Annotated in this window: 22 protein-coding genes; 17 read left to right on the forward strand and 5 right to left on the reverse strand. The window is 72.4% G+C overall.

Annotated elements, in window-relative coordinates; translation table 11 throughout:
• Positions 1-256 precede the first annotated feature (256 nt).
• Positions 257-2,245, forward strand: a complete 1,989-nt coding sequence (locus LRP67_RS17535) for a TIGR03960 family B12-binding radical SAM protein (RefSeq protein ID WP_231271451.1) — start codon at positions 257-259, stop codon at positions 2,243-2,245.
• 210 nt (positions 2,246-2,455) lie between these two features.
• On the opposite strand, the gene LRP67_RS17540 is transcribed toward LRP67_RS17535, so the two are convergent.
• From LRP67_RS17540 to LRP67_RS17550, 3 genes are all read right to left on the reverse strand, one after another.
• The gene (locus LRP67_RS17540) at positions 2,456-2,848 is read right to left on the reverse strand and encodes a hypothetical protein (protein ID WP_231271452.1); all 393 of its coding nucleotides are present in this window, start codon (positions 2,846-2,848) and stop codon (positions 2,456-2,458) included.
• A 384-nt stretch (positions 2,849-3,232) separates the two neighbouring features.
• On the reverse strand, positions 3,233-3,973 hold the full coding sequence (locus tag LRP67_RS17545; RefSeq protein WP_231271453.1) for a PT domain-containing protein: 741 nt from the start codon (positions 3,971-3,973) through the stop codon (positions 3,233-3,235).
• A gap of 53 nt (positions 3,974-4,026) precedes the next feature.
• Positions 4,027-5,001, reverse strand: a complete 975-nt coding sequence (locus tag LRP67_RS17550; protein WP_269211729.1) for an endonuclease/exonuclease/phosphatase family protein — start codon at positions 4,999-5,001, stop codon at positions 4,027-4,029.
• A 53-nt stretch (positions 5,002-5,054) separates the two neighbouring features.
• Between LRP67_RS17550 and LRP67_RS17555 the strand changes: the two genes are divergently transcribed.
• From LRP67_RS17555 to LRP67_RS17605, 11 genes are all read left to right on the forward strand, one after another.
• Positions 5,055-6,230: a winged helix DNA-binding domain-containing protein gene (locus tag LRP67_RS17555; protein WP_231271454.1), complete on the forward strand. Its 1,176-nt coding sequence runs from the start codon at positions 5,055-5,057 to the stop codon at positions 6,228-6,230.
• Positions 6,227-6,562: a DUF4190 domain-containing protein gene (locus LRP67_RS17560; RefSeq protein ID WP_231271455.1), complete on the forward strand. Its 336-nt coding sequence runs from the start codon at positions 6,227-6,229 to the stop codon at positions 6,560-6,562. Before LRP67_RS17555 ends, LRP67_RS17560 begins: the two co-directional genes overlap by 4 nt.
• A 21-nt stretch (positions 6,563-6,583) precedes the next feature.
• A complete protein-coding gene (locus LRP67_RS17565) occupies positions 6,584-7,300 on the forward strand; it encodes a TIGR03936 family radical SAM-associated protein (RefSeq protein WP_231271456.1) in 717 nt (238 codons plus the stop codon).
• Positions 7,301-7,655: 355 nt separating this feature from the next.
• Positions 7,656-10,802 carry an Rne/Rng family ribonuclease gene (locus LRP67_RS17570; protein ID WP_231271457.1) on the forward strand — a complete coding sequence of 1,049 codons (3,147 nt, stop codon included), beginning with the start codon at positions 7,656-7,658 and terminating at the stop codon, positions 10,800-10,802.
• A gap of 195 nt (positions 10,803-10,997) precedes the next feature.
• The gene (gene rplU, locus LRP67_RS17575) at positions 10,998-11,300 is read left to right on the forward strand and encodes a 50S ribosomal protein L21 (protein ID WP_231241971.1); all 303 of its coding nucleotides are present in this window, start codon (positions 10,998-11,000) and stop codon (positions 11,298-11,300) included.
• 33 nt (positions 11,301-11,333) lie between these two features.
• Positions 11,334-11,588, forward strand: a complete 255-nt coding sequence (gene rpmA / locus LRP67_RS17580) for a 50S ribosomal protein L27 (RefSeq protein ID WP_091027082.1) — start codon at positions 11,334-11,336, stop codon at positions 11,586-11,588.
• A gap of 110 nt (positions 11,589-11,698) precedes the next feature.
• On the forward strand, positions 11,699-13,234 hold the full coding sequence (gene obgE, locus LRP67_RS17585) for a GTPase ObgE (protein WP_231271458.1): 1,536 nt from the start codon (positions 11,699-11,701) through the stop codon (positions 13,232-13,234).
• Positions 13,231-14,352 carry a glutamate 5-kinase gene (gene proB, locus LRP67_RS17590; RefSeq protein ID WP_231271459.1) on the forward strand — a complete coding sequence of 374 codons (1,122 nt, stop codon included), beginning with the start codon at positions 13,231-13,233 and terminating at the stop codon, positions 14,350-14,352. The genes obgE and proB overlap by 4 nt, the downstream gene beginning before the upstream one ends.
• A gap of 98 nt (positions 14,353-14,450) precedes the next feature.
• On the forward strand, positions 14,451-15,635 hold the full coding sequence (locus LRP67_RS17595; RefSeq protein WP_231271460.1) for a cysteine desulfurase family protein: 1,185 nt from the start codon (positions 14,451-14,453) through the stop codon (positions 15,633-15,635).
• The gene (gene mnmA / locus LRP67_RS17600; RefSeq protein WP_231271461.1) at positions 15,632-16,717 is read left to right on the forward strand and encodes a tRNA 2-thiouridine(34) synthase MnmA; all 1,086 of its coding nucleotides are present in this window, start codon (positions 15,632-15,634) and stop codon (positions 16,715-16,717) included. Before LRP67_RS17595 ends, mnmA begins: the two co-directional genes overlap by 4 nt.
• A complete protein-coding gene (locus LRP67_RS17605) occupies positions 16,714-17,703 on the forward strand; it encodes a methionine synthase (RefSeq protein WP_231271462.1) in 990 nt (329 codons plus the stop codon). Before mnmA ends, LRP67_RS17605 begins: the two co-directional genes overlap by 4 nt.
• Before the next feature lie 67 nt (positions 17,704-17,770).
• Here the strand turns inward: LRP67_RS17605 and LRP67_RS17610 are convergent, their stop codons facing one another.
• On the reverse strand, positions 17,771-19,375 hold the full coding sequence (locus tag LRP67_RS17610) for an MFS transporter (RefSeq protein ID WP_231271463.1): 1,605 nt from the start codon (positions 19,373-19,375) through the stop codon (positions 17,771-17,773).
• Positions 19,372-20,007 carry a TetR/AcrR family transcriptional regulator gene (locus LRP67_RS17615; RefSeq protein WP_231271464.1) on the reverse strand — a complete coding sequence of 212 codons (636 nt, stop codon included), beginning with the start codon at positions 20,005-20,007 and terminating at the stop codon, positions 19,372-19,374. Before LRP67_RS17615 ends, LRP67_RS17610 begins: the two co-directional genes overlap by 4 nt.
• A 206-nt stretch (positions 20,008-20,213) precedes the next feature.
• Between LRP67_RS17615 and ligA the strand changes: the two genes are divergently transcribed.
• The 5 genes from ligA (at position 20,214) to gatB (ending at position 26,317) form a co-directional block, all read left to right on the forward strand.
• Entirely contained in the window at positions 20,214-22,355 is a 2,142-nt protein-coding gene (gene ligA / locus LRP67_RS17620) for an NAD-dependent DNA ligase LigA (protein ID WP_231271465.1), read from the forward strand.
• 102 nt (positions 22,356-22,457) lie between these two features.
• Positions 22,458-22,886 carry a hypothetical protein gene (locus LRP67_RS17625; RefSeq protein ID WP_231271466.1) on the forward strand — a complete coding sequence of 143 codons (429 nt, stop codon included), beginning with the start codon at positions 22,458-22,460 and terminating at the stop codon, positions 22,884-22,886.
• A 112-nt stretch (positions 22,887-22,998) separates the two neighbouring features.
• Positions 22,999-23,298 (forward strand): Asp-tRNA(Asn)/Glu-tRNA(Gln) amidotransferase subunit GatC, encoded by a 300-nt coding sequence (gatC, locus tag LRP67_RS17630; protein ID WP_231271467.1) that lies wholly within the window; start codon positions 22,999-23,001, stop codon positions 23,296-23,298.
• Positions 23,295-24,827, forward strand: a complete 1,533-nt coding sequence (gene gatA / locus LRP67_RS17635; protein ID WP_231271468.1) for an Asp-tRNA(Asn)/Glu-tRNA(Gln) amidotransferase subunit GatA — start codon at positions 23,295-23,297, stop codon at positions 24,825-24,827. The genes gatC and gatA overlap by 4 nt, the downstream gene beginning before the upstream one ends.
• Positions 24,824-26,317, forward strand: coding sequence for an Asp-tRNA(Asn)/Glu-tRNA(Gln) amidotransferase subunit GatB (gatB, locus tag LRP67_RS17640; protein ID WP_231271469.1), 1,494 nt, complete (start codon positions 24,824-24,826; stop codon positions 26,315-26,317). The genes gatA and gatB overlap by 4 nt, the downstream gene beginning before the upstream one ends.

Consider the following 26,317-nt stretch of genomic DNA (forward strand, 5'->3'; position numbering starts at 1 on the left):
CGACCAGATGCCACCGAACGAGCGTCGTTGTGCTCCACGACGCGCAGGCCGCCCGCACCGGCCCCCAGGAGGAGGATGGTGGAGATGGCCTGGGCCGTCATCGGGCTACCGATCGTCGGTGACGGTTCCAGGCATCGTGCCCCCGCGAGGGATCTCGAAGCCGACGGGTCGGGCGTGCACGGTTCGCGCCGCGGGGGGACCCGGACGTACTCTTGAGGGTCCCTTCCCCCTGAGCTTCTGAGGTTTCTCTGTGTCCGTGAGCGGCGTTCGCCCCGAGCCCGACCGCGAGAGCTCCGGCTCGGTCTTCCCCCGTCTCGAGCCCCGTCTGTCATCGGTGCAGAAGCCGATCCAGTACGTCGGCGGCGAGCTCAACTCCACCGTCAAGGAGTGGGACTGCGCGCCCGAGGGGCCGACCGTCCGCTGGGCGCTGATGTACCCCGACGCCTACGAGGTCGGGCTGCCCAACCAGGGCGTCCAGATCCTCTACGAGGTGCTCAACGAGCGCGACTGGATCCTCGCCGAGCGCACCTACTCGGTCTGGCAGGACATGGAGGCGGTGATGCGCGAGGACGGCATCCCTCAGTTCACCGTCGACGGCCACCGCCCGGTGCGTGACTTCGACGTCTTCGGGATCAGCTTCTCCACCGAGCTGGGCTACACCAACATGCTCAACGCCCTCGACCTCGCGGGCATCGCGCTGCACGCGGTCGACCGCGGCGACGACGACCCGATCGTGCTGGCCGGCGGCCACGCGGCGTTCAACCCCGAGCCGATCGCGACCTTCCTCGACGCCGCCGTGCTCGGCGACGGCGAGGAGGTCGTCCTGGCGATCTCCGAGGTCGTGCGCGAGTGGAAGCAGGAGCGCCAGCGGCCGGGCGGCTCCGCCGTGACCAGGGACGAGCTGCTGCGCCGCCTCGCCGTGACCGGCAACGTCTACGTGCCGAAGTTCTACGACGTCGCCTACGCCGCCGACGGCACCATCGAGGCGGTCGTGCCCAACCGCCCGGGCATCCCGTACCGGGTCACCAAGCACACCCTGATGGACCTCGACGCCTGGCCCTACCCCGCCAAGCCGCTGGTGCCCCTGGCAGAGACCGTGCACGAGCGGTTCTCGGTGGAGATCTTCCGCGGCTGCACCCGCGGCTGCCGCTTCTGCCAGGCCGGGATGATCACCCGCCCGGTCCGTGAGCGCTCCATCGAGACGATCGGGGCGATGGTCGAGAACGGCATCCGCAAGAGCGGCTTCGAGGAGGTCGGGCTGCTCTCGCTCTCCAGCGCCGACCACACCGAGATCGCGGAGGTGGCCAAGGGCCTCGCTGACCGCTACGAGGGCAGCAACGTGTCCCTGTCGCTGCCGAGCACCCGCGTCGACGCCTTCAACATCAACCTGGCCAACGAGTTCTCCCGCAACGGCCGGCGCTCCGGGCTCACCTTCGCCCCGGAGGGTGGCAGCGAGCGCCTGCGCAAGGTGATCAACAAGATGGTCACCGAGGAGGACCTGATCCGCACCGTCGCGGCGGCGTACTCCCACGGCTGGCGGCAGGTGAAGCTCTACTTCATGTGCGGCCTGCCCACCGAGACCGACGCGGACGTGCTCCAGATCGCCGACCTGGCGAAGAAGGTGATCGCCAAGGGCCGCGAGGTGTCCGGGCGCAACGACATCCGGTGCACGGTCTCCATCGGCGGGTTCGTGCCCAAGCCGCACACGCCGTTCCAGTGGGCCGCCCAGCTCGACCACGAGACCACCGACGCCCGCCTGAAGAAGCTGCGCGACGCCGTGCGCGACGACAAGAGGTACGGGCGCGCCATCGGGTTCCGCTACCACGACGGCAAGCCCGGCACCATCGAGGGACTGCTCAGCCGCGGCGACCGCCGCGTCGCCGCGGTCATCGAGCAGGTCTGGCGCGACGGCGGCCGCTTCGACGGCTGGAGCGAGCACTTCTCCTACGACCGCTGGGCGGAGTCCTGCGCCACTGCGCTGGCCGGCACCGGCGTCGACCTGGACTGGTACACCACCCGCGAGCGCGACTACGACGAGGTCCTCCCGTGGGACCACCTCGACTCCGGTCTCGACAAGGACTGGCTGTGGGCCGACTGGGAGGACGCGATCGACCCCACGTCCGAGACCGAGGTCGAGGACTGCCGCTGGACGCCCTGCTACGACTGCGGCGTGTGCCCGGAGATGAACACCGAGATCCAGATCGGACCCACCGGCCGTAGCTTGCTGCCCCTTGCCGTGGTCTGACCTGCGGGCGCAGTAAAGGGCGGCCCGCGAAACCGAGGCTTCGTAGCAGCCGATCGGTCGGCAGCGTGTGCGGCTTGAGTGTCGACCTCGGCGGCGACCGGATCCAGCTCGAGAGCAGTCTCGGTGGTGGGGCGTCGTCGAGTCTCACAGGGTGTGTCCCTATTGATGCGGCGTGGTTGCCGTTGCGAGGTGCGTTCGTGGGTCAGTCGCTCAGTGAGAGGTGAACTCGACGGTCCTCTTGTTCTGCCCGCAGTCGAGGTAGTGCGCGTACTCCGGCATCTGGCACGCGCCGTCAACCAGCTCCCTGTCGCCCAGGGGCGCGTCCAGTCGTACCTGGATGTCGTAGGAGACTCCCACGTCGCTGCAAGACATCGCACGGACGGTCTCCCTGACGGTGATGGTGACTCGTTCCGAGTCTTCCTCCACATCCGCACGTGCGCCGTCCCTGCACTCGCTGCCGGTGTAGGTCAACTGCACGACTGCACCGCCTACCTTTGCAGGCTTGTTCCAAGGCGTCGGATGGGACTGCCCGAAGAAGTACCACGCAGCCGCGCTGACGACTCCGATCACGGAGACAGCGGCAAGGATGCGCCGCCAGGTCACTGCTCCATGTTGCGCTATCGCTGACACGGAACCGCCTCCGATCTGTTGGTTCTCACTATGACGGGTCGGAGTCGACAGCGGTTCCGACGCGGGGATAGCCCGGCGTCTCCCAGCCCGCTCACAAGGCGAGCTGAGGCGCGCGCTGGCGTGCCTGCGCACGCGACAGGCCTCGACGCGCCAGGCGTCGGATGGGACGGAAGACCGGGTGCTTGTCGTCCCACCCGACTCGGCGGACCTCGAACCCGTGGTCTCGGCAGAGAGCGCGAGCGGCGGCTGCGGTGACGCCCCGGTCCACCAGAACCAGTTCGAGCCGGTCGGTGACGCCATGCCCAGCCAAGTCACGAGCCGTGCAATAGGGGCACACCCAGTCAGTGCCGGATGAGGCTACTTGGCATCCAGCTTGCTGCCATCGGCGTTCTCGACCAGGCAGAGGAACGCGTCGCCGGCCTCGGGGGAGAGGTCCATGGTCAGGAGTTGGACGGTGTCACCGGCCACGTCGTTGACGTCCTTGCCCGCCTCGGCGTAGCGGTCGCTGCAGATCTTGCCCGGGTCGGTGGAGTAGACGGTGATCTCGGCGGCGGTGAGCTTCCCGGTGACCACGACCTCCGCATCGTGCGGCTCGCTGCAGTCCTGCTTGAGGAGGGCCACCTCGTCGGAGTCGCTGGTGTCGGTGCTGACGCACTGTCCGACCTCCGCGTTGTCGACGGTGACGACATTGCCGAACAGCCAGAAGCCGCCGGCGACCAGCGCGGCCACGACGCCCATCACGATGATGTCGACGATGATCGCGGCGATGGCGAGGCCCTTGCCGCCCTTCTTCTTGACGAGCACGACGATCGCGAGCACGAGCGAGACCAGGTTGGTCAGGCCGCAGGGGATGAAGGCGAGCACGAGCGCCGCGATCGCCATGCCTTTGCTCTGCGGCTGCTCGCCGGACGTGCCGCCGGGGTACGACGCGCCGTAGCCGCCGCCGTAGCCGCCGCCGGTCTGGGTCGGCGGGGCGCCGTAGGGCCCTGACGGCTGCCCCGAGGGCTGCCCCGAGGGCTGGCCCGAGGGCTGGCCGTAGGGGCTGGGCTGGCCGTAGGGGTTGGGCTGATCTCCGGGGCCGCCGGTCGGTGTGCTCACGCGCACACCCTAGGGCTCCGTCGCCTTCCGCGCGGCGCGGCCCGCCCTGTCGGTCAGCAGGAGAGCAGCAGCAGGGCGTAGTCGACGAGGACCGCGCGATGGTCGGAGACCCCCGAGCGCACCACCTGGGCCTGCTCCGGGATCCAGCCGCCGGCGCCGTGCAGCAGGTAGTCGATCCGGATCCGCGGCACCCGCTGAGGTGCCGTCAGCCCCGGGTCGGCGCCGGCCAGCGGCCAGGCGTCCAGGGCGACGTCGCGCAGGACCCGCATCGCCGGCGACCACGGCACGGCATTGAAGTCGCCGCCGATCACGAAGGGGGAGCCGGCCTCGGCCAGCACCTGCCGGATCGCGACCGTCTGCTCCAGGCGCATCGGGGCGCTGTCGTGCTGGAGGTGGGTGTTGTAGAGGTCCACGTCATGGCCGCTCAGGCGGATCGTCGCGCGCAGCAGGCCGCGCTGCTGCATGCCGGGGCGGTTGGGCAGCAGCCGGTTCGACCAGTCCACGATCGGGCGACTGCTGAGGATCGCCGTCCCGTACTCCCGGCGGGGTGCCCCCCGCGCCTGTGCGCCGTACGTGACGTTGCGGCCGAACACCGCGTGCATGCCCAGCATCCGCCCGAGCACGGCCGGCTGGTCGTCCATGCCTGACCTGGCGCGGAAGCGGTGCACCTCCTGGAGCAGGACCACGTCGGCGTCCCAGGAGCGGATCTCCTCGGCGATGCCCCCGAGGTCGTAGCGGTCGTCGCCCCGGATCCCGCCGTGGATGTTGAACGTCGCGACGCGCAGCCGCACCGTCTCCCCCGGGCAGCTCGGCGTGGGTGCGCCGGGCGGGGACACCGTCACCGTCGGCGGGACCGGGGTGCTCGGGGCGAGGGTCGGCGCGCTCGTGGGGGCCCCGGTCGGCCCGGTCGGCCCGGTCGCCCCGGGCTGCGGTCTCCCCTCCGGATCGGGCTCGGGGGCGAGGTAGAGGAGCGCGAGGATCACCGACAGCGCGACCAGGGCGAACCCGGCGTGCACCCAGCGGTTCATGGCCCCCCGTCCTGAGCGTCGGCTGTCGGCTGGTCCCGGGCAGGATAGGCGCCATGCGGCACATCCCTGACACCGAGCGGCGGGCCCGACTCGGCCGGCGGCACGGGCTCGCCCCGGCCCTGCGCCTGTCGGACCCCGAGGCCGCGACCCGCGCGATGACGGTGCTGCACGCCACGGAGCCGGCGACGGTCTATCTCTCGCTGCACGCCCGGGTCGACGGGCTGCGGGTCGAGGACGTCGACCGGGTGCTGTACGACGACCGCACCCTGGTCAAGCAGCTCGCCATGCGCCGCACCCTCTTCGTCTTCCCGCGCGACCTGCTTCCCGCGGCCTGGGGCAGCGCCTCCGCGCGGGTCGCCACGGCCCTGTCGGCCCGGCTGGCCAAGGAGGCGGTGCAGGCCGGCCTGACCGACGACGGTGCCGCGTGGCTCGCGCGGGCCAGGACCGCAACGCTCGCCCACCTCGCCGCCGCCGGTGCGCTCACCGCCGCGGAGCTGCGCGAGCAGGTGCCGGCCTTGGCGGGCCGGCTCGACACCGCGCTCGGCAAGCCCTACGGCGGCAGCTTCCCGCTCGCGCCGCGGATCCTGGGCCAGCTCGCCGTGGAGGGCCACCTCGTGCGCGGGCGCAACGCCGGCAGCTGGTGGACCTCGCGCCCGCGGTGGACGCTGATGCGGTCCTGGCTGGGCGACCTGCCGGCGCCCCTGCCCGAGGGCGCGGGCTACGCCGCCCTGGTCGGCCGCTGGCTGGCGACGTTCGGGCCCGGCACGGTCGAGGACCTGCAGTGGTGGCTGGGCAGCACCAAGGGGGCGCTGCGCAGCGCGCTCGCCGAGGTTCGCGCGGTCGAGGTGACCCTGGACGGCGGCGCCACCGGCTGGGTGCTTCCCGATGACGTCGACGAGGTGACGGCCCCCGAGCCCTGGGCGGCGCTGCTGCCGGTGCTCGACCCCACGGTCATGGGGTGGAAGTCGCGCGGCTTCTACCTCGCCGGGCATGGACCGGCGCTCTTCGACCGCAACGGCAACGCGGGGACCACCGCATGGTGGGACGGGCGGGTCGTGGGCTGCTGGGTGCAGGACCCCGACGGTGTCGTGGAGGTGCGGCTCCTCCAGGAGGTGCCCGCCCAGGCACGCGCCCTGCTGGAGGTCGAGGCGCAGCGGCTCACCGAATGGCTGCAGGGGCGACGGATCAGTACCGTCTACCCCTCCCCGGCCATGAAGGAGCCACGATGAGCGAGCAGCCCCCGCCGGGCTCGCCCTCGGTCCCTGCTCTGCGCCCACCCCCGCCGACCAACGGCCACGCCATCGCCTCGCTCGTCCTGGGCGTCACCTCGCTCATGGGCTGCTCGTTCGTGACCGGCATCCCGGCGATCGTGCTCAGCCGCATCGCGCGCCGCGAGATCGCCGCCTCCCAGGGGGAGACGGCAGGCGCGGACCTGGCCAGGATCGGGTTCGCCCTGGGTGCCGTCGCCACCGTCATCGGGGTCCTGGCGCTCGTCGGCCTGCTCATCCTGGGTGGCCTGGGGCTCTTCGTCTTCGACGTCTGCGGAGACGGCCAGTGCTAGCAGTGACCAAGGAGTTCGACCATGCGTGACCAGCCCGAGCAGCAGGCGCCCCCCGTGCAGAAGCTGCGGATCCGCTACGCCAAGCGGGGGCGGCTGCGCTTCACCAGCCACCGCGACTTCAGCCGCGCCTTCGAGCGCGCCATCTTCCGCGCGCGCGTCCCCATGGCCTACTCGTCCGGCTTCAACCCGCACCCCCGGATCTCCTACGCCGGCGCCGCGCCGACCGGCTCGGCCAGCGAGGCGGAGTTCCTGGAGATCGGCCTCGCCGAGGTCGTCGACCCGGCGGCGGTCCACGCCTCCCTCGCCGAGGCCCTGCCCGACGGGCTGGACGTCGTCGAGGTGGTCGAGTCGCCCGGGGGCGGGCTCGCCGACCTGCTGGAGGCGAGCCGCTGGCAGATCGACCTGGACCTGCCGCCGGCGGAGGCGGCCACGGCGGTCGCGGCGTTCCTGGCGGCCGAGGAGGTCATCGTCGAGCGGATGACCAAGAAGGGCCTGCGCGCCTTCGACTGCCGCGCGGCGGTGCTCTCCCTGAGCGCCGAGGTGGGGGAGCGCGGCTCGCGCCTCGACCTGGTCCTGCGGCACGGCGCGCCCGCGGTCCGGCCCGACGACGTGCTGGCCGGCCTCGCGCGCACCTCGGGCCGTCCACCGGTGGCCTCGCCGCTGCTCACGCGGCTCGCTCAGGGCCCCCTGGACCCCGAGACCGGCGAAATCGGCGACCCGCTTCACCCGAAGAGATAGGCCGCCGCGCCGCCCTGTGCGATACTCGCCGTGGTCGATGACCGTGCGTGTGGTTCGTGAAAGGTGCCGCCGCCTGATTCGACCCGACGACGTTCTCGCCGGCTCCGCACCTGTGGGTCGGCACAGTGGAGGAAGGTCGTCGCCGGACCGCGACGCGGCCAGTGGGAGTCGGTGACAGCGACCCCCGCCTGTGGCCCTGCGACCGCGGTAGGTGGCGAACCGACGTCCAGTGACGCACCTTGCGGAGGGTGTCGCCGCCACCCGAAGGCTTTGCGCCGTCGATCCTGTTTGCCGGGTCCACGGCGTCCAACACCCCCCGGACGGGCACTCCCGCCGGGTCGAGGAGAGCAACACCATGGCTGACGAAACCACCACTCCCGACGCCCCCGACAGCGCGGAGGGCGCGGTCGCGCCCGACGCCGCTGCGCCGGCGAAGAAGGCCGCCAAGAAGGCGCCCGCCAAGCGGGCTGCCGCGAAGCGGACCACCAAGAAGGTGGCGTCCGCGACGCCCGCCGCGACGCCCGCCGAGACGCCCGACGTCCCGACCGACGCTCCCGAGGGGGACGGGACGCAGGCGGCCCCGGCGAAGAAGACCGCGGCCAAGCGGACGGCGAAGAAGGCCCCCGCCAAGCGGGCCGCGGCCAAGAAGACCAGTGCGGCGTCGGTCGAGGTCGAGAGCGTCGAGGCGCCCGCCGAGCAGCCCGCCGCCGAGGCGCCGTCGTCGGACGCCGCCGCCGCGCCGATGGTGCTGTTCCAGACGCCGGCGACCAAGGTCACCACCCGCACCCGCGGCCGCCGTGCGGCCGCCAAGACCGTCGAGGCACCGCCTGCGGCCGAGGCCGAGTCCACTGAGGAGGCGCAGCCGCTCGAGGTGCCGGCCGAGGCGGGAGAGCCGGCCCGCAAGCGCACCCCCCGCAAGCGCGCGGCCAAGAAGGCCGCCGCCGCACCACAGGACGACGAGGTCATCGAGGTGCCCGCGGCACCCGAGACCCCCGACGCGGAGGAGGCCGACGCGGCCGCTACCCCGAGCGAGGACCCCGAGGGAGCCGAGGGAGCCGAGGACCCCGAGAGCGCCGAGGACGCCGACGACGGCGAGGGTGGCGGTCCCCGCCGCCGCCGCCGCCGCGGCGGGCGCCGTCGCCGCAAGGCCGGTGACGGTGACGACTCCGCAGACTCCGCAGACGCCCAGGACGGCGGTGACGACGCCGGTGCGAAGCAGGGCAAGGGCGCGGGTCGCGGCTCCGCCCCGGAGTCCGACGACGACGCCGGCGAGGGCGGCACCCGCCGCCGGCGCCGCCGCCGGCGCGAGGGCGACGACGGTGGCAACGGCGGAGACGACCCGAGCAACACCGTCACCCGCGTCCGCAAGGCGCGCTCGGCCGAGGACGAGATCACCGCGATCGCCGGATCGACCAGGCTCGAGGCCAAGAAGCAGCGCCGGCGCGAGGGCCGCGAGGCCGGGCGCCGCCGCGCCCCCATCGTCAGCGAGGCGGAGTTCCTCGCCCGCCGCGAGGCGGTCGACCGCGTGATGGTGATCCGCCAGCGCGAGGAGCTGACCCAGATCGCGGTCCTCGAGGACAAGGTCCTCGTCGAGCACTATGTCGCCCGCGAGTCGCAGACGTCGCTGATCGGCAATGTCTACCTCGGCCGGGTCCAGAACGTCCTGCCCTCCATGGAGGCGGCGTTCATCGACATCGGCAAGGGCCGCAACGCGGTCCTGTACGCCGGCGAGGTCAACTGGTCCGCACTGGGCCACAAGGACGGCCAGCCCCGCAAGATCGAGTCGGTGCTCACCTCCGGCCAGTCGATCCTGGTGCAGGTCACCAAGGACCCGATCGGTCACAAGGGCGCCCGGCTCACGAGCCAGGTGAGCCTGGCCGGCCGGTTCCTGGTCTACGTCCCGGACGGCACCACCTCCGGCATCTCCCGCAAGCTGCCCGACACCGAGCGCAACCGCCTCAAGACCCTCCTCAAGGAGATCGTCCCCGACACCGCCGGGGTGATCGTGCGCACGGCCGCCGAGGGCGCCAGCGAGGAGGAGCTCACCCGCGACGTCGAGCGGCTCAAGGCCCGCTGGGAGGACATCGAGGGCAAGTCCAAGGGCCAGGCCCCGCAGCTGCTCTACGGCGAGCCCGACCTGACCCTCAAGGTCGTCCGCGACCTCTTCACCGAGGACTTCAGCAAGCTGGTGATCCAGGGCGAGGACGCCTGGAGCAGCGTCCAGAGCTACGTGTCCCACATCGCCCCCGACCTGACCGACCGCGTCGAGCGCTACGACGCCGACGGGGACGCAGACCGTCCGGACGTGTTCGCGGCCTACCGGGTCGACGAGCAGATCGCCAAGGGGCTGGACCGCAAGGTGTGGCTGCCCTCGGGCGGCTCGCTGGTCATCGACCGCACCGAGGCGATGACCGTCGTCGACGTCAACACCGGGAAGTTCACCGGCTCCGGGGGCAACCTGGAGGAGACCGTCACCAAGAACAACCTCGAGGCGGCCGAGGAGATCGTGCGCCAGCTCCGCCTGCGCGACATCGGCGGAATCATCGTGGTCGACTTCATCGACATGGTGCTCGAGTCCAACCGGGACCTGGTCCTGCGCCGCATGGTCGAGTGCCTGGGCCGAGACCGCACCCGACACCAGGTCGCCGAGGTCACCTCGCTGGGCCTGGTGCAGATGACACGCAAGCGGATCGGCACCGGGCTGCTCGAGGCCTTCGGCGAGACCTGCGAGCACTGCCAGGGCCGCGGGCTGATCCTCCACGACCAGCCGGTCGAGCCGCGCCGTCAGGACGACGGCCCGCGCGGTGGCGGCGGCAACGGTGGTGGTGGTGGCCGGCGTACTCGCGGCGGCCGCGGCCGCGACCGCGACGAGCAGGTCACCCCGGCGCCCAAGGCCGCGCCCTCGCCGAAGGACATCGCGGCGATGGCCAAGCCGGAGAACGCCGCGCGCGTCGACGTCGACGCGCCGGCCGACGAGCCCGAGACCCCGCCGGTCGAGGTCGAGGTGGCCGAGGTCGTCACCGCGGTCGAGGTCGAGGCCGTGGTCGAGGCCGGGGTCGAGACCGAGACGACGCCGCAGGCCGAGGAGACGGCCGACCCGGCCGCGTCCGCCGAGCCCGAGCAGCAGCCCGAGCCCGAGCCCGAGCCCGAGCAGCAGCCCGAGCCCGAGCCCGAGCCCGAGCCGGCGCCCGAGCCGGCCCAGCCGGAGGCCCCGCGGGTGGTCACCCGGACCCGCCGGACCACGCGCTCGACGGCGACGATCAGCACCACGCCGGCCGAGATGCCGGTCGTGGTGCCCGCTGCCGAGACCGCCGCAGTCGAGGCCGTGTCGGCCCCGGAGCCGCCGAAGGTCGTGACCCGCTCCCGCGGGCGCAGCCGGGCGGCCACGCCGGCCGACGAGGCGCCCACGGACGTGGTGTCCGACGTGGACGAGGGCGAGGACGCCGACAGCGGTCCCGCGGTCGAGCACGTCCCGGTCAAGAAGCGCACCCGCAAGCGTTGAGCAGCAGACGGGGGCGCCGCCCCGAGCCCGCGTTTTGCGGTGGGGGCGGCGCGTCCGTACTATTGACTCCCGGTGCGCTAGGCGTGCCCACTCAGCTCCAACTGCCCCATCCTGCGGGCAACCCCTCCACCAGCCCGGTGGTCGTGGCGTGCCGCAGCCCCCGCTTGTTCAGTGAGACCTACGAAGGAGACCGCGGTGTACGCGATCGTGCGCGCAGGCGCCACCCAGCAGAAGGTCGCCGTCGGCGACGTCATCGAGATCGACAAGGTGACGACCGGCGTCGGCGAGTCGGTGACCCTTCCGGTGGTGCTGGTGGTCGACGGCGAGACCGTCACCTCGAGCGGTCTTGACAAGGCGTCGGTGACGGTCGAGGTCCTCGGCGCGACCAAGGGCCCCAAGATCATCATCCAGAAGTACAAGAACAAGACCGGCTACAAGAAGCGCCAGGGTCACCGCCAGAAGTACACCCAGGTCAAGGTCACCGACATCTCTCTCTGAGCTCCGCTCGAGACACACCCGAAGGACTACGAAATGGCTCACAAGAAGGGCGCCGCGTCCACCAAGAACGGCCGCGATTCCAACTCCCAGCGCCTCGGCGTCAAGCGGTTCGGTGGCCAGGAAGTCAACGCCGGCGAGATCATCGTCCGCCAGCGTGGCACCCACTTCCACCCGGGCAGCGGCGTCGGCCGCGGCGGCGACGACACCCTCTTCGCGCTCGTCGCGGGTGCGGTGGAGTTCGGCCGCAAGCGTGGCCGCAAGGTCGTCAACATCGTCCCGGGCGAGTGACCTGACGCTTTCCCGCACCACTTGCGCGCATAGGGCGTCCCTGGTCTCGGGGCCGCCCTATCGCCATTTACGCAGCACCACCACCCCCTGAGAGCGCCTGAGAGGCCACCATGGCAGTCCCCACCTTCGTCGACCGGGTCACGCTCCACGTGAGTGCCGGGCGTGGGGGCGACGGCGTCGCCTCGGTCCATCGCGAGAAGTTCAAGCCGCTCGGCGGCCCCGACGGCGGCAACGGCGGCCCCGGCGGCTCGGTCATCCTGCGGGTCGACCCGGACGTGACGACGCTGATCGACTACCACCACAGCCCGCACCGGCGCGGTGAGAACGGCGGCCACGGCGCCGGCGGACACCGCAACGGCTCGCACGGCGCCGACGTCGTCCTCCCCGTGCCCGAGGGCACCGTCGTGACCGACGCCGACGGCAACGTCCTGGCGGACCTCGTCGGCCCCGGCACCGAGCTGGTCATCGCCCAGGGCGGGCGCGGCGGCCTCGGCAACGCGGCCCTCGCGAGCTCCAAGCGCAAGGCGCCCGGCTTCGCGCTGCTCGGCGAGCCGGGCGACGAGCTGGACATCGCACTGGAGCTCAAGGTCGTCGCCGACATCGGCCTGGTGGGCTTCCCCAGCGCCGGCAAGTCGAGCCTGATCGCCTCGATCTCGCGGGCCCGGCCGAAGATCGCCGACTACCCCTTCACCACCCTGGTGCCCAACCTCGGCGTGGTCACCGCCGGGGACACGACGTTCACCGTCGCCGACGTACCCGGCCTGATCGAGGGCGCCAGCGAGGGCCGCGGCCTCGGCCACGACTTCCTGCGCCACATCGAGCGCTGCGCGGCGTTGGTGCACGTGATCGACACCGCCACCATGGAGCCGGGCCGCAACCCCGTCGAGGACCTCGATGTCATGGAGAACGAGCTCGCGCGCTACGGCGGCCTGGAGGACCGGCCGCGACTGGTCGCGCTCAACAAGATCGACGTGCCCGACGGGCGCGACATCGCCGACATCACCATCGAGGACCTGCGGGCCCGCGGGCTGCGCGTGTTCCCGGTCTCGGCCGCCAGCGGCGAGGGGATGCGCGAGCTGACCTTCGCGATGGCCGAGATCGTGATGGCGGCGCGTGCCGAACGCGAGGTCGTCGAGGCGCAGCGGATCGTGCTGCGCCCGCCGAGCGCCGATGGCGGCGACGACTTCACGGTGACGCACACCGAGGACGGGTGGCGCGTGCGCGGCACCAAGCCGGAGCGGTGGGTGCGCCAGACCAACTTCAGCAACGACGAGGCCGTGGGCTTCCTCGCCGACCGGCTCAACCGGCTCGGGGTCGAGACCCGGCTCCTGCAGCTCGGCGCCGAGCAGGGCGACACCGTCATCATCGGCCAGGACGACAACGCGGTGGTCTTCGACTTCAAGCCGGGCATCGACGCCGGCGCGGAGAACCTCGCCCGCCGCGGCGAGGACGAGCGGTTCGAGGAGAAGCGTCCCGCCCACGGCCGCCGCCGCGCGATCGAGGAGGCCATGCCGGAGCGCGGGGAGAACGAGACCCGCGCCGACGTGGCCCGCCGCCTCGACAAGCCGGAGAAGTTCGGCCCCAAGGCCTACACCATCGGCTCCGCCGACGACCCTGACTGGGCTGAGAGCGACCCCGACGCATGACCACCGGCCAGCGGCCGGTGGTGACCGACGCCCGCCGGATCGTCGTGAAGGTCGGCTCGTCGTCGCTCACCACCGCCGCCGGCGGGATCGACCCGGAGACGGTGAGTCGTCTCGTCGACGTGCTGGCCGCGGCGCGCACCCGCGGCGCCGAAGTCGTGCTGGTGTCGTCCGGTGCGATCGCCGCGGGGCTCGCGCCGCTCGGGCTGAAGCGGCGCCCACGGGCCCTCGCGGCCCAGCAGGCGGCCGCCTCGGTCGGCCAAGGGCTGCTCGTCCACCGCTACACCGAGGAGCTCGCCCGCCACGGCGTCGTTGCCGGACAGGTCCTGCTCACCCTCGACGACGTGACCCGCCGCTCGCACTACCGCAACGCCTTCTCCACCTTGGCCAAGCTGCTCGAGCTCGGCGTGCTCCCGATCGTCAACGAGAACGACACGGTGGCGACCAACGAGATCCGCTTCGGCGACAACGACCGGCTCGCCTCGCTGGTCGCACACCTGGTGCACGCGGACCTGCTGGTGCTGCTCTCCGACGTCGACGGCCTCTACGACGCCGACCCGCGGCAGCCCGGCGCCGCCCTGGTGCCCGAGGTGACGTCGTACGCCGAGCTCGACCACGTGCGGATCGGCCGCGCCGGCGCGTCCGGTGTGGGCACCGGCGGCATGCAGACCAAGATCGAGGCGGCGCGCATCGCCACCGGTGCCGGCATCCCGGTCGTCCTGGCCGCCGCCGACCAGGCCGCCGCTGCGCTGGCCGGTGACCCGGTCGGCACCCTCTTCCACGCCACCGGCCGTCGTCGCCCCACGCGCCTGCTGTGGCTCGCCCACGCCACCGACCCCCAGGGCACGCTGGTGCTGGACGCCGGAGCCGTCCGCGCCGTCGTCGAGCGCCGCGCCTCCCTCCTGGCCGCCGGCATCACCGGCGTCCTCGGGCGCTTCACCGCCGGTGACCCGGTCAACCTGGCCGGCCCCGACGGCGCCGTCGTCGCGCGCGGGCTGGTCAACTTCGACGCCGACGAGGTGCCGCAGCTGCTCGGCCGGAGCTCCCAGGACCTCAAGCGCGACCTCGGCGCGGCGTACGAGCGCGAGGTCGTGCACCGCGACGACCTGGTGCTGCTGTAGGACCGCCCCCGGGATACCCGGTCAGCCGGGTATCCATCCCTCGGATACCGGCTCTGCCGACCGGCCGCGGAGGGGTGCGCCGTACCCTTGACCATGACATGAGCGCCACCAGCCCGAACCGGGTCGTCTATCTCGACCACGCCGCCACCACCCCGATGGTGCAGCCGGCCGTGGAGGCGCTCACCGCGCACCTGCTGGACGTCGGCAACCCGAGCTCGCTGCACGCCTCGGGGCGCCGGGCGCGGCGGATCGTGGAGGAGTCGCGCGAGACCATCGCCCAGGCGCTCAACTGCCGCCCCGGCGAGGTGGTCTTCACCGCCGGCGGCACCGAGGCCGACAACCTCGCGCTCAAGGGCATCTACTGGGCCCGCCAGGCCGCCGACCCCCGTCGCAACCGGATCCTGGTCACCGCCATCGAGCACCACGCCGTCCTGGACCCGGTCTTCTGGCTCGGCGAGGACGAGGGCGCCCAGGTCGACCTGGTGCCGGTCGACCGCGACGGGCGGATCGACCTCGACGCGCTGCGCGCCCTCATCGAGCGGGAGCCCGAGACCGTGGCGCTGCTCTCGGTCATGTGGGCCAACAACGAGGTCGGCACCGTGCAGCCGATCGACGAGGTCGTGGCGCTGGTCGCCGAGCACGGCATCCCGGTGCACACCGACGCGGTCCAGGCCGTCGGGACGGTGCCGATCGACTTCGCGAAGTCGGGTGTCGACGCGCTCACGCTGACCGGTCACAAGCTGGGCGGACCCTACGGCGTCGGCGCGCTCGTCGTACGGCGCGAGCTCGAGGTCACCGCACTGGTCCACGGCGGCGGGCAGGAGCGCGACATTCGTAGCGGCACCATCGACACCCCGGCCATCGCTGGCTTCGCGGCCGCGGTCGAGCTCGCGGTGAAGCACCAGGCCGAGCACGCCGCCCGGGTCGCCGCGCTGCGCGACCGGCTGATCGCCGGTGTGCTCGAGGCCGTCCCCGACGCGATCGTCAACGGCGACCCCGTACACCGGCTGCCCGGCAACGCCCACCTCAGCTTCCCCGGCTGCGAGGGCGACTCGCTGCTGATGCTGCTCGACGCCCGCGGCATCGAGTGCTCGACCGGGTCGGCCTGCTCGGCCGGCGTGCCGCAGCCCTCCCACGTGCTGCTGGCGATGGGTCGCGCCGATGACGAGGCGCGCAGCTCGCTGCGCTTCTCGCTCGGCCACACCTCGACCGAGGCCGACGTCGAGGCGCTCATCGAGGCGATCGGCCCGTGCGTCGAACGGGCCCGGGCAGCATCACGATGAGAGTCCTGGCCGCCATGTCCGGCGGCGTCGACTCGGCGGTCGCCGCGGCTCGTGCCGCCGACGCCGGCCACGACGTCACCGGCATCCACCTGGCGCTCTCGCGCAACCCGGCGTCGTACCGCTCCGGCGCCCGCGGCTGCTGCACGATCGAGGACAGTAACGACGCGCGACGAGCGGCCGATGTCATCGGCATCCCCTTCTACGTGTGGGACCTCAGCGAGCGCTTCCACGAGGACGTGGTCGAGGACTTCATGGACGAGTACGCCGCCGGCCGCACACCCAACCCGTGCCTGCGCTGCAACGAGAAGATCAAGTTCGCGGCGGTGCTCGACCGCGCGCTGGCACTCGGCTTCGACGCGGTCGCCACGGGCCACTACGCGCAGCTGCGCACCGGAGACGACGGGCTGATCGAGATGCATCGCGCGGTCGACCACGGCAAGGACCAGTCCTACGTCCTCGGCGTCCTCGACCAGCACCAGCTCGCGCACTCGCTGTTCCCGCTCGGCGACTCGCCCAAGTCGGTGGTGCGTGAGGAGGCGGCCGAGCGGGGGCTGCTGGTCGCCGCCAAGCCCGACAGCCACGACATCTGCTTCGTCGCCGACGGCGACAACGCCGGCTGGCTGCGCGAGAAGCTCGGCGATCGCGCGCCCAACCACGGTGGGGCGATCGTCGACGACGCCACCGGTGAGGAGCTGGGCCGCCACGACGGCACCTACGGCTTCACGATCGGGCAGCGCAAGGGGCTGCGGCTCGGGGTGCCTGCGGCCGACGGGAAGCCGCGCTTCGTGCTCGACATCGAGCCGGTGTCCGGCACCGTCACGGTCGGTCCGCGCCATCGCCTCGCGGTGCACCGGCTCAGCGGGATCAAGCCGCGCTGGTGCGGCAGCGTGCCGGTGCGCCTCGAGGCGACCGTCCAGCTGCGCGCCCACGGCGACGAGCACCGTGCGGTCGTGGCCACCGACGGCGAGCACGTCGACATCGAGCTGCTCGACCCGGCCTTCGGCATCGCCCCGGGCCAGGCCGCCGTCATCTACGACGGCAGCCGGGTGGTCGGCTCCGCGACCATCGCGGCCACCACATGATTGCCACCGGCGTCGGGTCGATGCCCGGCGGTGACCAGGCGTCGTACGACGAGGCGGTGCGGGTGGTCCTCGGGGAGCTGCCCGACCTGCCGCACCTGCCCGAGGTGCCGGGTCGCGGCGCACCCGCCGGCATGCTCGGGCGCGCCCTGGCGGTGACCGACGGTCTGGGGGTCGACCTGCAGCCGGCCGGCTGGCGGCTCACCGACGCCTCCGGGGTCGACCACCGCCGGGCCCGTAGCCTGCTCGCGCAGGACCTCGACGGGCTCGAGGAGCAGGCCCAGGGGCTGACCGGGAGCTTCAAGGTGCAGGTCGCCGGCCCGTGGACCCTCTCGGCGAGCGTCGAGAAGCCGCGCGGCGACAAGGTGCTCTCCGACGTGGGCGCGCGCCGCGACCTCGCCCAGGCTCTCGCCGAGGGCGTGCGCACCCACGTCCGCGACCTGCGCCGGCGGCTGCCGGGCGTCGAACGGCTGGTCGTCCAGGTCGACGAGCCATCGCTGGCCGCCGTGCTGGGTGGCCGGGTGCCCACGGCGTCGGGCTTCGGTCGACACCGCACCGTGCACCCGCCCGAGGCCTCCGAGCACCTCCAGTGGGTCCTGGAGGCCATCGCCGCCGAGGACGCCGAGCCCTGGGTGCACTCCTGCGCCCCCGAGTCGCCGTGGGCGCTGCTGCGCGGCGCCGGCGCTCGCGGGCTCTCGGCCGACCTGGACACGCTCTCCGCGCGCGACCACGAGGCGCTGGCCGAGGCCCTGGACGCGGGGGAGACGGTCGTCCTCGGCGTCGTCGCGTCTCGCGACCCCGCCACCGCGCCCAGCGACACCGAGGTCACCGAGCGGGTGCTGCGCTGGCTCGACCTGGTCGGCCTGGACGTCGCCACGCTCGGGGACACACTCGCGCTCTCGCCCACCTGCGGCCTGTCCGGGGCGACGCCCGCGTGGTCGGGGTCGGTGCTGCGTCTGCTCACCGCCAGCGCGCGTCACCTGTCTTGAGCCTGACCTGGCCGACGGCCCGGCCACCCCGCGAGGGGCGACCGGGCCGTCGTACGCGCCGTCGGGCTCAGCCGACGTGGACCTCGCCCTCGGGGCCGTCCGTGGCCAGCTCCTCGTGCTTGACGTTGAGGAAGGCCCAGATGGCCACCGAGCCGATCGCGATCAGTCCGGCGCCGACCAGGAAGGCCGCCGACGCGCCCTCGGTGAACGAGCCGAGGAAGGCCAACCGCCCCGCATCGACGGGTGGAATGCCCCGGGCGACCAGGTCGCCGGCGAGGGCGCTCTTGGTGCCCTCGGCGTAGTGCAGCGAGACCGTGCCCAGGATGGCCAGGCCGAGCGCGCCGCCGACCTGCTGCATCGTGTTGAGCACGCCCGACCCGATGCCGGAGTCCTCGGCGCGCAGGTGGTGCACCGCGGTGAGGGTGAGCGGCACGAACACCATGCCCATGCCGACCGACATCAGCATGATGAACGGGAAGATCGCGGTCCAGTAGTTGACGTCCGCGCCGAGCGGGTTGTCCGGGGTCACGGCCAGGAGGGCCTCGGTGCTGGTCGGGACCTCGAGCATCGAGAAGCCCACCAGCGCGCCGACGGCCATGATCGTGCCGACGCCGGCGATGTAGCGGGGGTTGATCCGGTTCACCAGGTTGGAGGAGAGCGCCGCGCCGAACACGATGCCGATCGAGAACGGCAGGAACGCGAAGCCCGCGCGCAGCGGGCTGTAGCCCACCACGAGCTGGATGAAGAGGCTCAGGAAGTAGAACATCGCGAACATCGCCGCCGGGACCAGCGCCATCACCAGGAAGCTGGTGGCGCGGGTGCGGTTGGCGAAGACCCGGACCGGCAGCAGCGGGTGCTTCACCCGAGACTCGATGATGGCGAAGATCGCGAGTAGCACGACGCCGGCGGCCAGGGACGCGATGGTCCACGTGTCACCCCAGCCGTGCGCCTCCTCGCCGGCGCGGCTGAAGCCGTAGACCAGGCCGAGCAGGCCCAGGGTGCCGGTGATGGCGCCGGGGATGTCGAGCTGACCCGGGTGCGACTCGGACTCGTTGAGGAAGCGCGGGGCCAAGAACGCGGCGACGAGGCCGATCGGCACGTTGATCAGGAAGGTCCAGCGCCAGCCCTCGAGGCCCAGGAGCGGGTCGAGGCCGGTGAGCCAGCCGCCGAGGATCAGGCCGACCGCGGCCCCGGCGCCGGACATGGCGGCGTAGACGGCGAACGCCCGGTTGCGGGGCGGGCCGGCCGGGAACGTCGTGGTGATCAGGGCGAGCGCCGCGGGGGAGGCGAGCGCCGCGCCGAGACCCTGGAGGCCCCGCGATCCGAGCAGCAGCGCCTCGTTCTGGGCGAACCCGCCCAGGAGCGAGGCGACGGCGAAGACGACCAGGCCGATCATGAAGATCCGGCGGCGACCGTAGAGGTCGCCGAGTCGGCCGCCCAGCAGGAGCAGACCACCGAACGCCAGGGCGTAGCCCGTGACGATCCAGGTCAGGTTGGCCTGGTCGATGTTCAGGTCGTCGCCGATGAAGGGCAGGGCGATGTTGGCGATGGAGGCGTCGAGCACCACCATCAGCTGGGCCATCGAGATGAGCACCAGAGCCCACCCGAGGTGGAGCGTGCGCTCCTGTGTGGGCTCCGGGGTGGGTCCCCCGGCCGTCCGGACGTCGGTCATGAGTCTTCTTTCGTGACGGGCTGGGACTGCGCGCCGCAGGTGGCGGCGGGCAGGACGATCTGGTCGATGACACGGGTGACGAGGTCCACGTCGGGGAGCTCCCCGAGCAGGAAGAGGCGGTGCAGGACGATGCCGGGCACGGCAGTTGCGAGCAGGTCGACGTCGACGTCCGGGCCGAGCTCGCCGCGGGCCTGGGCCCGCTCGTAGACGAGCCGGCTGGTCTCGGCCTTGGGGGCGATGAAGTCGGCGCGGAACTTCTCCGCGAACGTCGCGTCCCGGCTGATCGCGGTCAGCACGCTCGCGACGACCCCGATCTGCTTGGTGTCGGTCAGCCCTCCGATCCCGCAGAACGAGGCGACCAGGTCGCCCCGCAGGCTGCCGGTGTCGGGCGCCGCGAACTCGTCCTTCTGAGCCATCAAGGCGTCGATCACGAGGCTGGCCTTGTCGTTCCACCGCCGGTACAGCGTCGCCTTCGACGCCCGGGCCCGGGCGGCGACGGCGTCCATGGTGAGCCGGTCGTAGCCGACCTCGGCGAGCGCCGCCAGGGCGGCCTCGAGGATCTCCTGCTCCCGGTCGCCCTCTACCCGGGGTCGCTGGGCGGCCCGCTCGCTCGGAGCGTCGACGTCGGTCATGGGGTGCTCCTCGCTCGCACATCTATGAAACGGAACTGTTCCGTTTCATCCCGAACACTCTAGGCACGAGACCCATTCCCCGCCAAGAGGTTTTCTTTTCCGTTGGCTGAGATCGAGGTCCCGGCCGTCCTGCGGAGTGTGCTGGGAGGCGGCCGCGGCCGGACCGGCCGATCGGCACCGTCGGCGCCAGGCGGCAAGATGTCCCCATGAGCGACGCCGCCGAGGAGCCGACTGCCGCCCCGACCCCTGCCACCCCCGAGGCCCGCGACGAGCACCACCAGCTGGTGGAGCAGGTCGAGGACGCCCGCTGGCGCTACTACGTCCTCGACGACCCCACGCTCTCCGACGCCGACTTCGACCGTCGGCTGCGGCGCCTCGAGGAGCTGGAGGAGGAGTTCCCGGAGCTGCGCACGCCCGACTCCCCGACGCAGAAGGTCGGGGGAGCGGTCTCGACCGAGTTCACCGCGGTGGACCACCTGCAGCGCATGGAGTCCCTCGACAACGCGTTCTCCTACGACGAGCTCGCCGGCTGGCACGCCCGGCTGGCCCGCGACGGCGTCGAGTCGCCCGACCTGCTCTGCGAGCTCAAGGTGGACGGCCTCGCGATCAACCTGCTCTACGAGAAGGGCCGCCTGGTGCGCGCGCTCACCCGTGGCGACGGTCGCACCGGCGAGGACGTCACGCCCAACGTCAAGACCATCGACTCCGTGCCGCACCGGCTGCAGCCGTCCGAGGCCTACGCCGTGCCCGACCTGCTGGAGGTCCGCGGGGAGGTGTTCTTGCCGCGAGAGGCGTTCGAGCGGCTCAACGAGTCGATGACCGACGCCGGCAAGCCGATGTTCGCCAACCCCCGCAACGCCGCCGCCGGCTCCCTGCGACAGAAGGACCCCCGCGTCACCGCCACCCGGGCACTGGGGATGGTCTGCCATGGCATCGGCGCGCGGGAGGGCTTCGAGCCCACGGCGCAGTCGATGGCCTACGACGCCCTGCGCGCGTGGGGGCTGCCGATCTCCGACCAGGTGCGGGTCCTGCCCACGCTCGAGGGAGTCCAGGCCTACATCGCCCACGCCGGCGAGCACCGGCACACGATCGTGCCCTACGAGATCGACGGCGTCGTGGTCAAGGTCGATGACGTGTCCCTGCAGCGGCGCCTCGGCTCGACCAGCCGCGCGCCGCGCTGGGCGATCGCCTTCAAGTACCCCCCCGAGGAGGTCAACGCCGAGCTCCTCGACATCCGGGTCAACGTCGGCCGCACCGGCCGCGTCACGCCGTACGGCGTGATGGTTCCGACGCTCGTGGCCGGCTCCACCGTCGAGAACGCCACCCTCCACAACGCCCACGAGGTCCGGCGCAAGGACGTCCGCCCGGGCGACACCGTCATCCTGCGCAAGGCCGGCGACGTGATCCCCGAGATCCTCGGCCCGGTGCTGGCGCTGCGGCCGGAGGGCCTCCCCGAGTGGGTGATGCCCACCGAGTGCCCCACCTGCGCCACCCCGCTGGCGCAGCAGAAGGAGGGCGACAAGGACCTGCGCTGCCCCAACCACCAGTTCTGCCCCGCCCAGGTGCGCGAGCGGGTCTTCCACGTCGCCGGTCGCGGCGCCTTCGACATCGAGGGGCTCGGCTACGAGGCGGCCACGGCGCTGCTGGAGGCCGAGGTCGTCGGCAACGAGGGCGACGTGTTCGACCTCGACGAGGACCGCCTGCTGCGCACCGACCTGTTCACCCGCGCGGCCAAGAAGACCGAGGCCGACCACGCCGTGGAGGGCCGGGTGCTGTCGGCCAACGGTCGCCGGCTGCTCGACAACCTGGACCACGCCAAGTCCGTGCCGCTGTGGCGGGTGCTGGTGGCGCTGTCCATCCGCCACGTCGGCCCTACCGCGGCTCGGGCCCTGGCCCAGGAGTTCGGCTCCATGGCGGCGATCCGAGGCGCCACCGAGGCCGAGCTGGCCGCCGCCGAGGGAGTCGGGCCGACGATCGCCGAGGCGGTCATCGAGTGGTTCGCCGTCGAGTGGCACCGCGAGATCGTCGACAAGTGGGAGGCCGCGGGCGTCACCATGGAGGACGCCCGCGACGAGTCCACCCCCCGCACCCTCGAGGGTCTGACCATCGTGGTCACCGGCTCGCTCGTCGACTTCTCCCGCGACTCCGCGAAGGAGGCGATCCTCAGCCGCGGGGGCAAGGCCTCCGGCTCGGTGTCGAAGAAGACCGACTACGTCGTCGTCGGCGAGAGCGCCGGCTCCAAGGCCGACAAGGCCGAGCAGCTGAAGGTCCCGATCCTCGACGAGGGCGGGTTCAAGCGGCTGCTGGAGCAGGGCCCGGACGTCGCCGAGCCGGACGAGGACGACTGAGGACGGGCGGTCCGTGGCCGATCCTTGCCGCGACCGGATTCGGTCAGGCTGCGCGCGGAGAATTCGCCCCAACCCGTCCGCAGCCGTGCCACAGTCCCTCCCATGATGACCACGAAGCGAGCCATCGGGGCAGCCATCGCCGCCTCCTTCCTCCTCATTCCGACCCACGCGGCGAGCGCCGCTCCCGACGACGCTGCCCGCGCGGGCAAGAACTTCCAGAAGGTGATGGGCCTCTCCGGCGCCCAGCTGCAGGCCTGCAAGACCCCGGCCGGCGCCGGCAAGTACCGCGTGTTCGCCCGCCTGGACAACCGCAAGGGCGCCGGGCCCACCGGTGGCCAGGTCAGGGTCCTCAACAAGGGCGAGGCGACCAAGCGGAAGTTCAACTCCGGCCTGGTCAAGAAGGGCAGGATCTCCCGGGTCGGCTCCGTCGTCATCGCCAACAAGCCCGGCTTCCGCCTCGAGGTCTCGGTGTTCCAGTCCCAGATGGGCAACGGCGGCACCCGCGCGCTGGCCAAGATCAAGCCCTGCTGACCCAGCACGACCCGAGGAGGGGCCGCTCACCCGAGGGTGGGCGGCCCCTCCTGCGCGGCGGCTCGCGCAAACCGCCGACGGGTGCGCCGGGGGCTCACCCTAGGATTGGCCCATGCCTGAAATCACCAGGGAGGAGGTCGCACACCTCGCCGACCTCGCCCGGATCGACCTCGACGACGCGGAGCTCGACCACCTGGCCCCCCAGCTCTCGGTCATCCTCGAGTCGGTCGCCTCGATCAGCGGGGTGGCCGGTGAGGACGTGCCGCCCACGTCGCACCCGATGCCGCTGACCAACGTGTTCCGCGAGGACGTCGTCACGCCCAGCCTCACGGCCGAGCAGGCGCTGTCCGGCGCTCCGGCCTCCGACCAGCAGCGCTTCATGGTCCCGCGGATTCTGGGGGACGAGCAGTGAGCACCGGAGGCGACCTGACCCGGCGCACCGCCGCCCAGCTGGCCGACGCCCTGGCCGCGGGGGAGACCACCTCGGTCGCGATCACCCAGGCCCAGCTCGACCGCATCGGCGCGGTCGACGGCGCGGTCCACGCCTTCTTGCACGTCGACGCCGAGGGCGCACTGGCGCAGGCGGCCGAGTCCGACGCGCGCCGCGCCGCCGGCCGGCCCGCCTCGGCGCTCGACGGGGTGCCGATCGCGGTCAAGGATGTGCTGACCACCGAGGGGCTGCCCACGACCTGCGGGTCGAAGATCCTCGAGGGCTGGGTGCCGCCCTACGACGCGACGGTCGTACGCCGGCTGCGCGCGGCCGGGCTGCCGATCCTGGGCAAGACCAACATGGACGAGTTCGCGATGGGCTCCTCCACCGAGCACTCCGCCTACGGGCCCACCCACAACCCCTGGGACCTGGACCGCATCCCCGGTGGCTCCGGCGGCGGCTCGGCCGCGGCCGTGGCCGCCTTCGAGGCGCCGCTCGCGCTCGGCACCGACACCGGCGGCTCGATCCGCCAGCCCGGCGCCGTCACCGGCACGGTCGGGGTCAAGCCGACCTACGGCTCGGTCTCGCGCTACGGGCTGGTCGCCCTGGCCAACTCCCTCGACCAGGTCGGCCCGGTCACCCGCACGGTCCTCGACGCCGCCCTGCTGCACGAGCTCATCGGCGGCCACGACCCGCTGGACTCCACCTCGATCACCCAGTCCGTGCCCGACCTCACCGACGCGGTTCGTCGCGGCGCCACGGGCGACCTGACCGGCGTCCGCGTCGGCGTGGTCAAGGAGCTCGGCGGGGAGGGCTACCAGGACGGCGTGCAGGCGCGCTTCCAGGAGGCCGTCGACCTGATGGTCGGCGCCGGTGCCGAGGTGGTCGAGGTGTCCTGCCCGACCTTCGTCCACGCGCTCGCCACCTACTACCTGATCCTGCCGGCGGAGGCGTCCAGCAATCTCGCGAAGTTCGACGCCATGCGCTACGGCCTGCGGGTCATTCCCGAGGGCATCGAGAGCCCGAGCGCGGAGGACGTCATGCGCGCCACCCGCGACGCCGGCTTCGGCGACGAGGTGAAGCGACGGATCATCCTGGGCACCTACGCGCTATCCAGCGGCTACTACGACGCCTACTACGGCCAGGCGCAGAAGGTCCGCACGCTGATCTCGCGTGACTTCGACGCCGCGTTCGAGAAGGCCGACGTGCTGGTCTCGCCCACGGCGCCGACCACGGCGTTCAAGCTGGGGGAGAAGCTCGACGACCCGATCGCGATGTACCTCAACGACCTCGCGACCATCCCGGCCAACCTCTCGGGCGTCCCGGGCATCTCGGTGCCCGGCGGCCTCGCCGACGAGGACGGCCTGCCCGTGGGCGTGCAGATCCTCGCCCCGACCATGGCCGACGACCGGGTCTACCGCGTGGGCGCCGCCCTCGAGGCGCTGCTCGCCGACAGGTGGGGCGGCCCGCTGCTCGACCGCGCACCGGCCCTGACAGGAGTGACCCGATGACCGAGACCCTGGTCCCGTTCGACGACGTGCTGGCAGCGTACGACCCGGCGCTCGGCCTGGAGGTCCACGTCGAGCTCAACACCGCGACCAAGATGTTCTGCGGCTGCCCGGCGGTGTTCGGCGGGGAGCCGAACACCCAGGTCTGCCCGACCTGCCTGGGGCTGCCCGGCGCGATGCCGGTGGTCAACGGCAAGGCCGTGGAGTCCGCGATCCGGATCGGGCTGGCGCTCAACTGCGAGATCGCCGAGTGGTGCCGCTTCGCCCGGAAGAACTACTTCTACCCGGACATGCCGAAGAACTTCCAGACCTCCCAGTACGACGAGCCGATCTGCTTCGAGGGCTGGATGGATGTTGAGGTGGAGGGCGAGACCTTCCGCGTGGAGATCGAGCGCGCCCACATGGAGGAGGACACCGGCAAGTCGCTGCACGTCGGCGGCTCGACCGGGCGCATCCACGGCGCCGACTACTCGCTGGTGGACTACAACCGCGCGGGGATCCCGCTCATCGAGATCGTCACCAAGCCGATCATGGGCGCCGGCGCGAAGGCCCCGGCCGTGGCTCGCGCCTACGTCAGCCAGCTGCGCGACCTGATCCTCGCGCTCGGCGTGTCCGAGGCGCGGATGGACCAGGGCAACCTGCGCGCCGACGTCAACCTCTCCCTGTCGCCCAAGGGCTCGGGCACCCTCGGCACCCGCACGGAGACCAAGAACGTCAACTCGTTCCGCTCCGTCGAGCGCGCGGTGCGCTACGAGATGCAGCGGCACGCGGCGGTGCTGGAGGCGGAGGGCTCGATCTTCCAGGAGACGCGCCACTGGCACGAGGACACCGGCGTCACCACGAGCGGCCGCGCCAAGTCAGACGCGGACGACTACCGCTACTTCCCCGAGCCCGACCTGGTGCCGGTCGCGCCCAGCCGGGAGTGGGTCGAGGAGCTGCGCGGCACGCTGCCCGAGAACCCGGTCGAGCGTCGGGCCAGGCTGCAGGCCGACTGGGGCTACACCGACCTGGAGATGCGCGACGTCGTCGCGTCCGGCGTGCTCGTCGCGATCGAGGAGACCGTCGCCGCCGGCGCCTCGCCGCAGGCGGCGCGCAAGTGGTGGAGCTCCGAGCTCGCCCGACGCGCCAACGACGCGGGCGTGGACGTCGTCGACCTCGGGGTGAGCCCCGCGCAGGTCGCGGCCGTCCAGGCGCTGGTCGACGCGGGCACCGTCAACGACAAGCTGGCCCGCCAGGTGTTCGACGGTCTGATCGCCGGTGAGGGCACCCCGGAGGAGATCGTGGCCGCCCGCGGTCTGGCCGTCGTCTCCGACGACGGCGCGCTCGGTGCCGCGGTCGATGCCGCCATCGCCGCCAACCCCGACGTGGCCGACAAGATCCGCGACGGCAAGGTCGCCGCCGCGGGCGCCCTGATCGGGGCGGTCATGAAGGAGATGCGCGGCCAGGCCGATGCGGGCCGGGTGCGCGAGCTGATCCTGGAGAAGCTGACCTGA

Source organism: Nocardioides sp. cx-169, from assembly GCF_021083605.1.
Classification (GTDB): Bacteria; Actinomycetota; Actinomycetes; order Propionibacteriales; family Nocardioidaceae; genus Nocardioides.

Excerpts from the sequence above, each read along its gene's own strand:
- LRP67_RS17550 (WP_269211729.1), bottom strand. The coding sequence starts at position 5,001 with ATGAACCGCTGGGTGCACGCCGGGTTCGCCCTGGTCGCGCTGTCGGTG.
- LRP67_RS17555 (WP_231271454.1), top strand. The coding sequence starts at position 5,055 with ATGCGGCACATCCCTGACACCGAGCGGCGGGCCCGACTCGGCCGGCGG.
- LRP67_RS17560 (WP_231271455.1), top strand. The coding sequence starts at position 6,227 with ATGAGCGAGCAGCCCCCGCCGGGCTCGCCCTCGGTCCCTGCTCTGCGC.
- LRP67_RS17565 (WP_231271456.1), top strand. The coding sequence starts at position 6,584 with ATGCGTGACCAGCCCGAGCAGCAGGCGCCCCCCGTGCAGAAGCTGCGG.
- LRP67_RS17570 (WP_231271457.1), top strand. The coding sequence starts at position 7,656 with ATGGCTGACGAAACCACCACTCCCGACGCCCCCGACAGCGCGGAGGGC.
- rpmA (WP_091027082.1), top strand. The coding sequence starts at position 11,334 with ATGGCTCACAAGAAGGGCGCCGCGTCCACCAAGAACGGCCGCGATTCC.
- obgE (WP_231271458.1), top strand. The coding sequence starts at position 11,699 with ATGGCAGTCCCCACCTTCGTCGACCGGGTCACGCTCCACGTGAGTGCC.
- proB (WP_231271459.1), top strand. The coding sequence starts at position 13,231 with ATGACCACCGGCCAGCGGCCGGTGGTGACCGACGCCCGCCGGATCGTC.
- LRP67_RS17595 (WP_231271460.1), top strand. The coding sequence starts at position 14,451 with ATGAGCGCCACCAGCCCGAACCGGGTCGTCTATCTCGACCACGCCGCC.
- mnmA (WP_231271461.1), top strand. The coding sequence starts at position 15,632 with ATGAGAGTCCTGGCCGCCATGTCCGGCGGCGTCGACTCGGCGGTCGCC.
- LRP67_RS17605 (WP_231271462.1), top strand. The coding sequence starts at position 16,714 with ATGATTGCCACCGGCGTCGGGTCGATGCCCGGCGGTGACCAGGCGTCG.
- LRP67_RS17610 (WP_231271463.1), bottom strand. The coding sequence starts at position 19,375 with ATGACCGACGTCCGGACGGCCGGGGGACCCACCCCGGAGCCCACACAG.
- LRP67_RS17615 (WP_231271464.1), bottom strand. The coding sequence starts at position 20,007 with ATGACCGACGTCGACGCTCCGAGCGAGCGGGCCGCCCAGCGACCCCGG.
- ligA (WP_231271465.1), top strand. The coding sequence starts at position 20,214 with ATGAGCGACGCCGCCGAGGAGCCGACTGCCGCCCCGACCCCTGCCACC.
- LRP67_RS17625 (WP_231271466.1), top strand. The coding sequence starts at position 22,458 with ATGATGACCACGAAGCGAGCCATCGGGGCAGCCATCGCCGCCTCCTTC.
- gatC (WP_231271467.1), top strand. The coding sequence starts at position 22,999 with ATGCCTGAAATCACCAGGGAGGAGGTCGCACACCTCGCCGACCTCGCC.
- gatB (WP_231271469.1), top strand. The coding sequence starts at position 24,824 with ATGACCGAGACCCTGGTCCCGTTCGACGACGTGCTGGCAGCGTACGAC.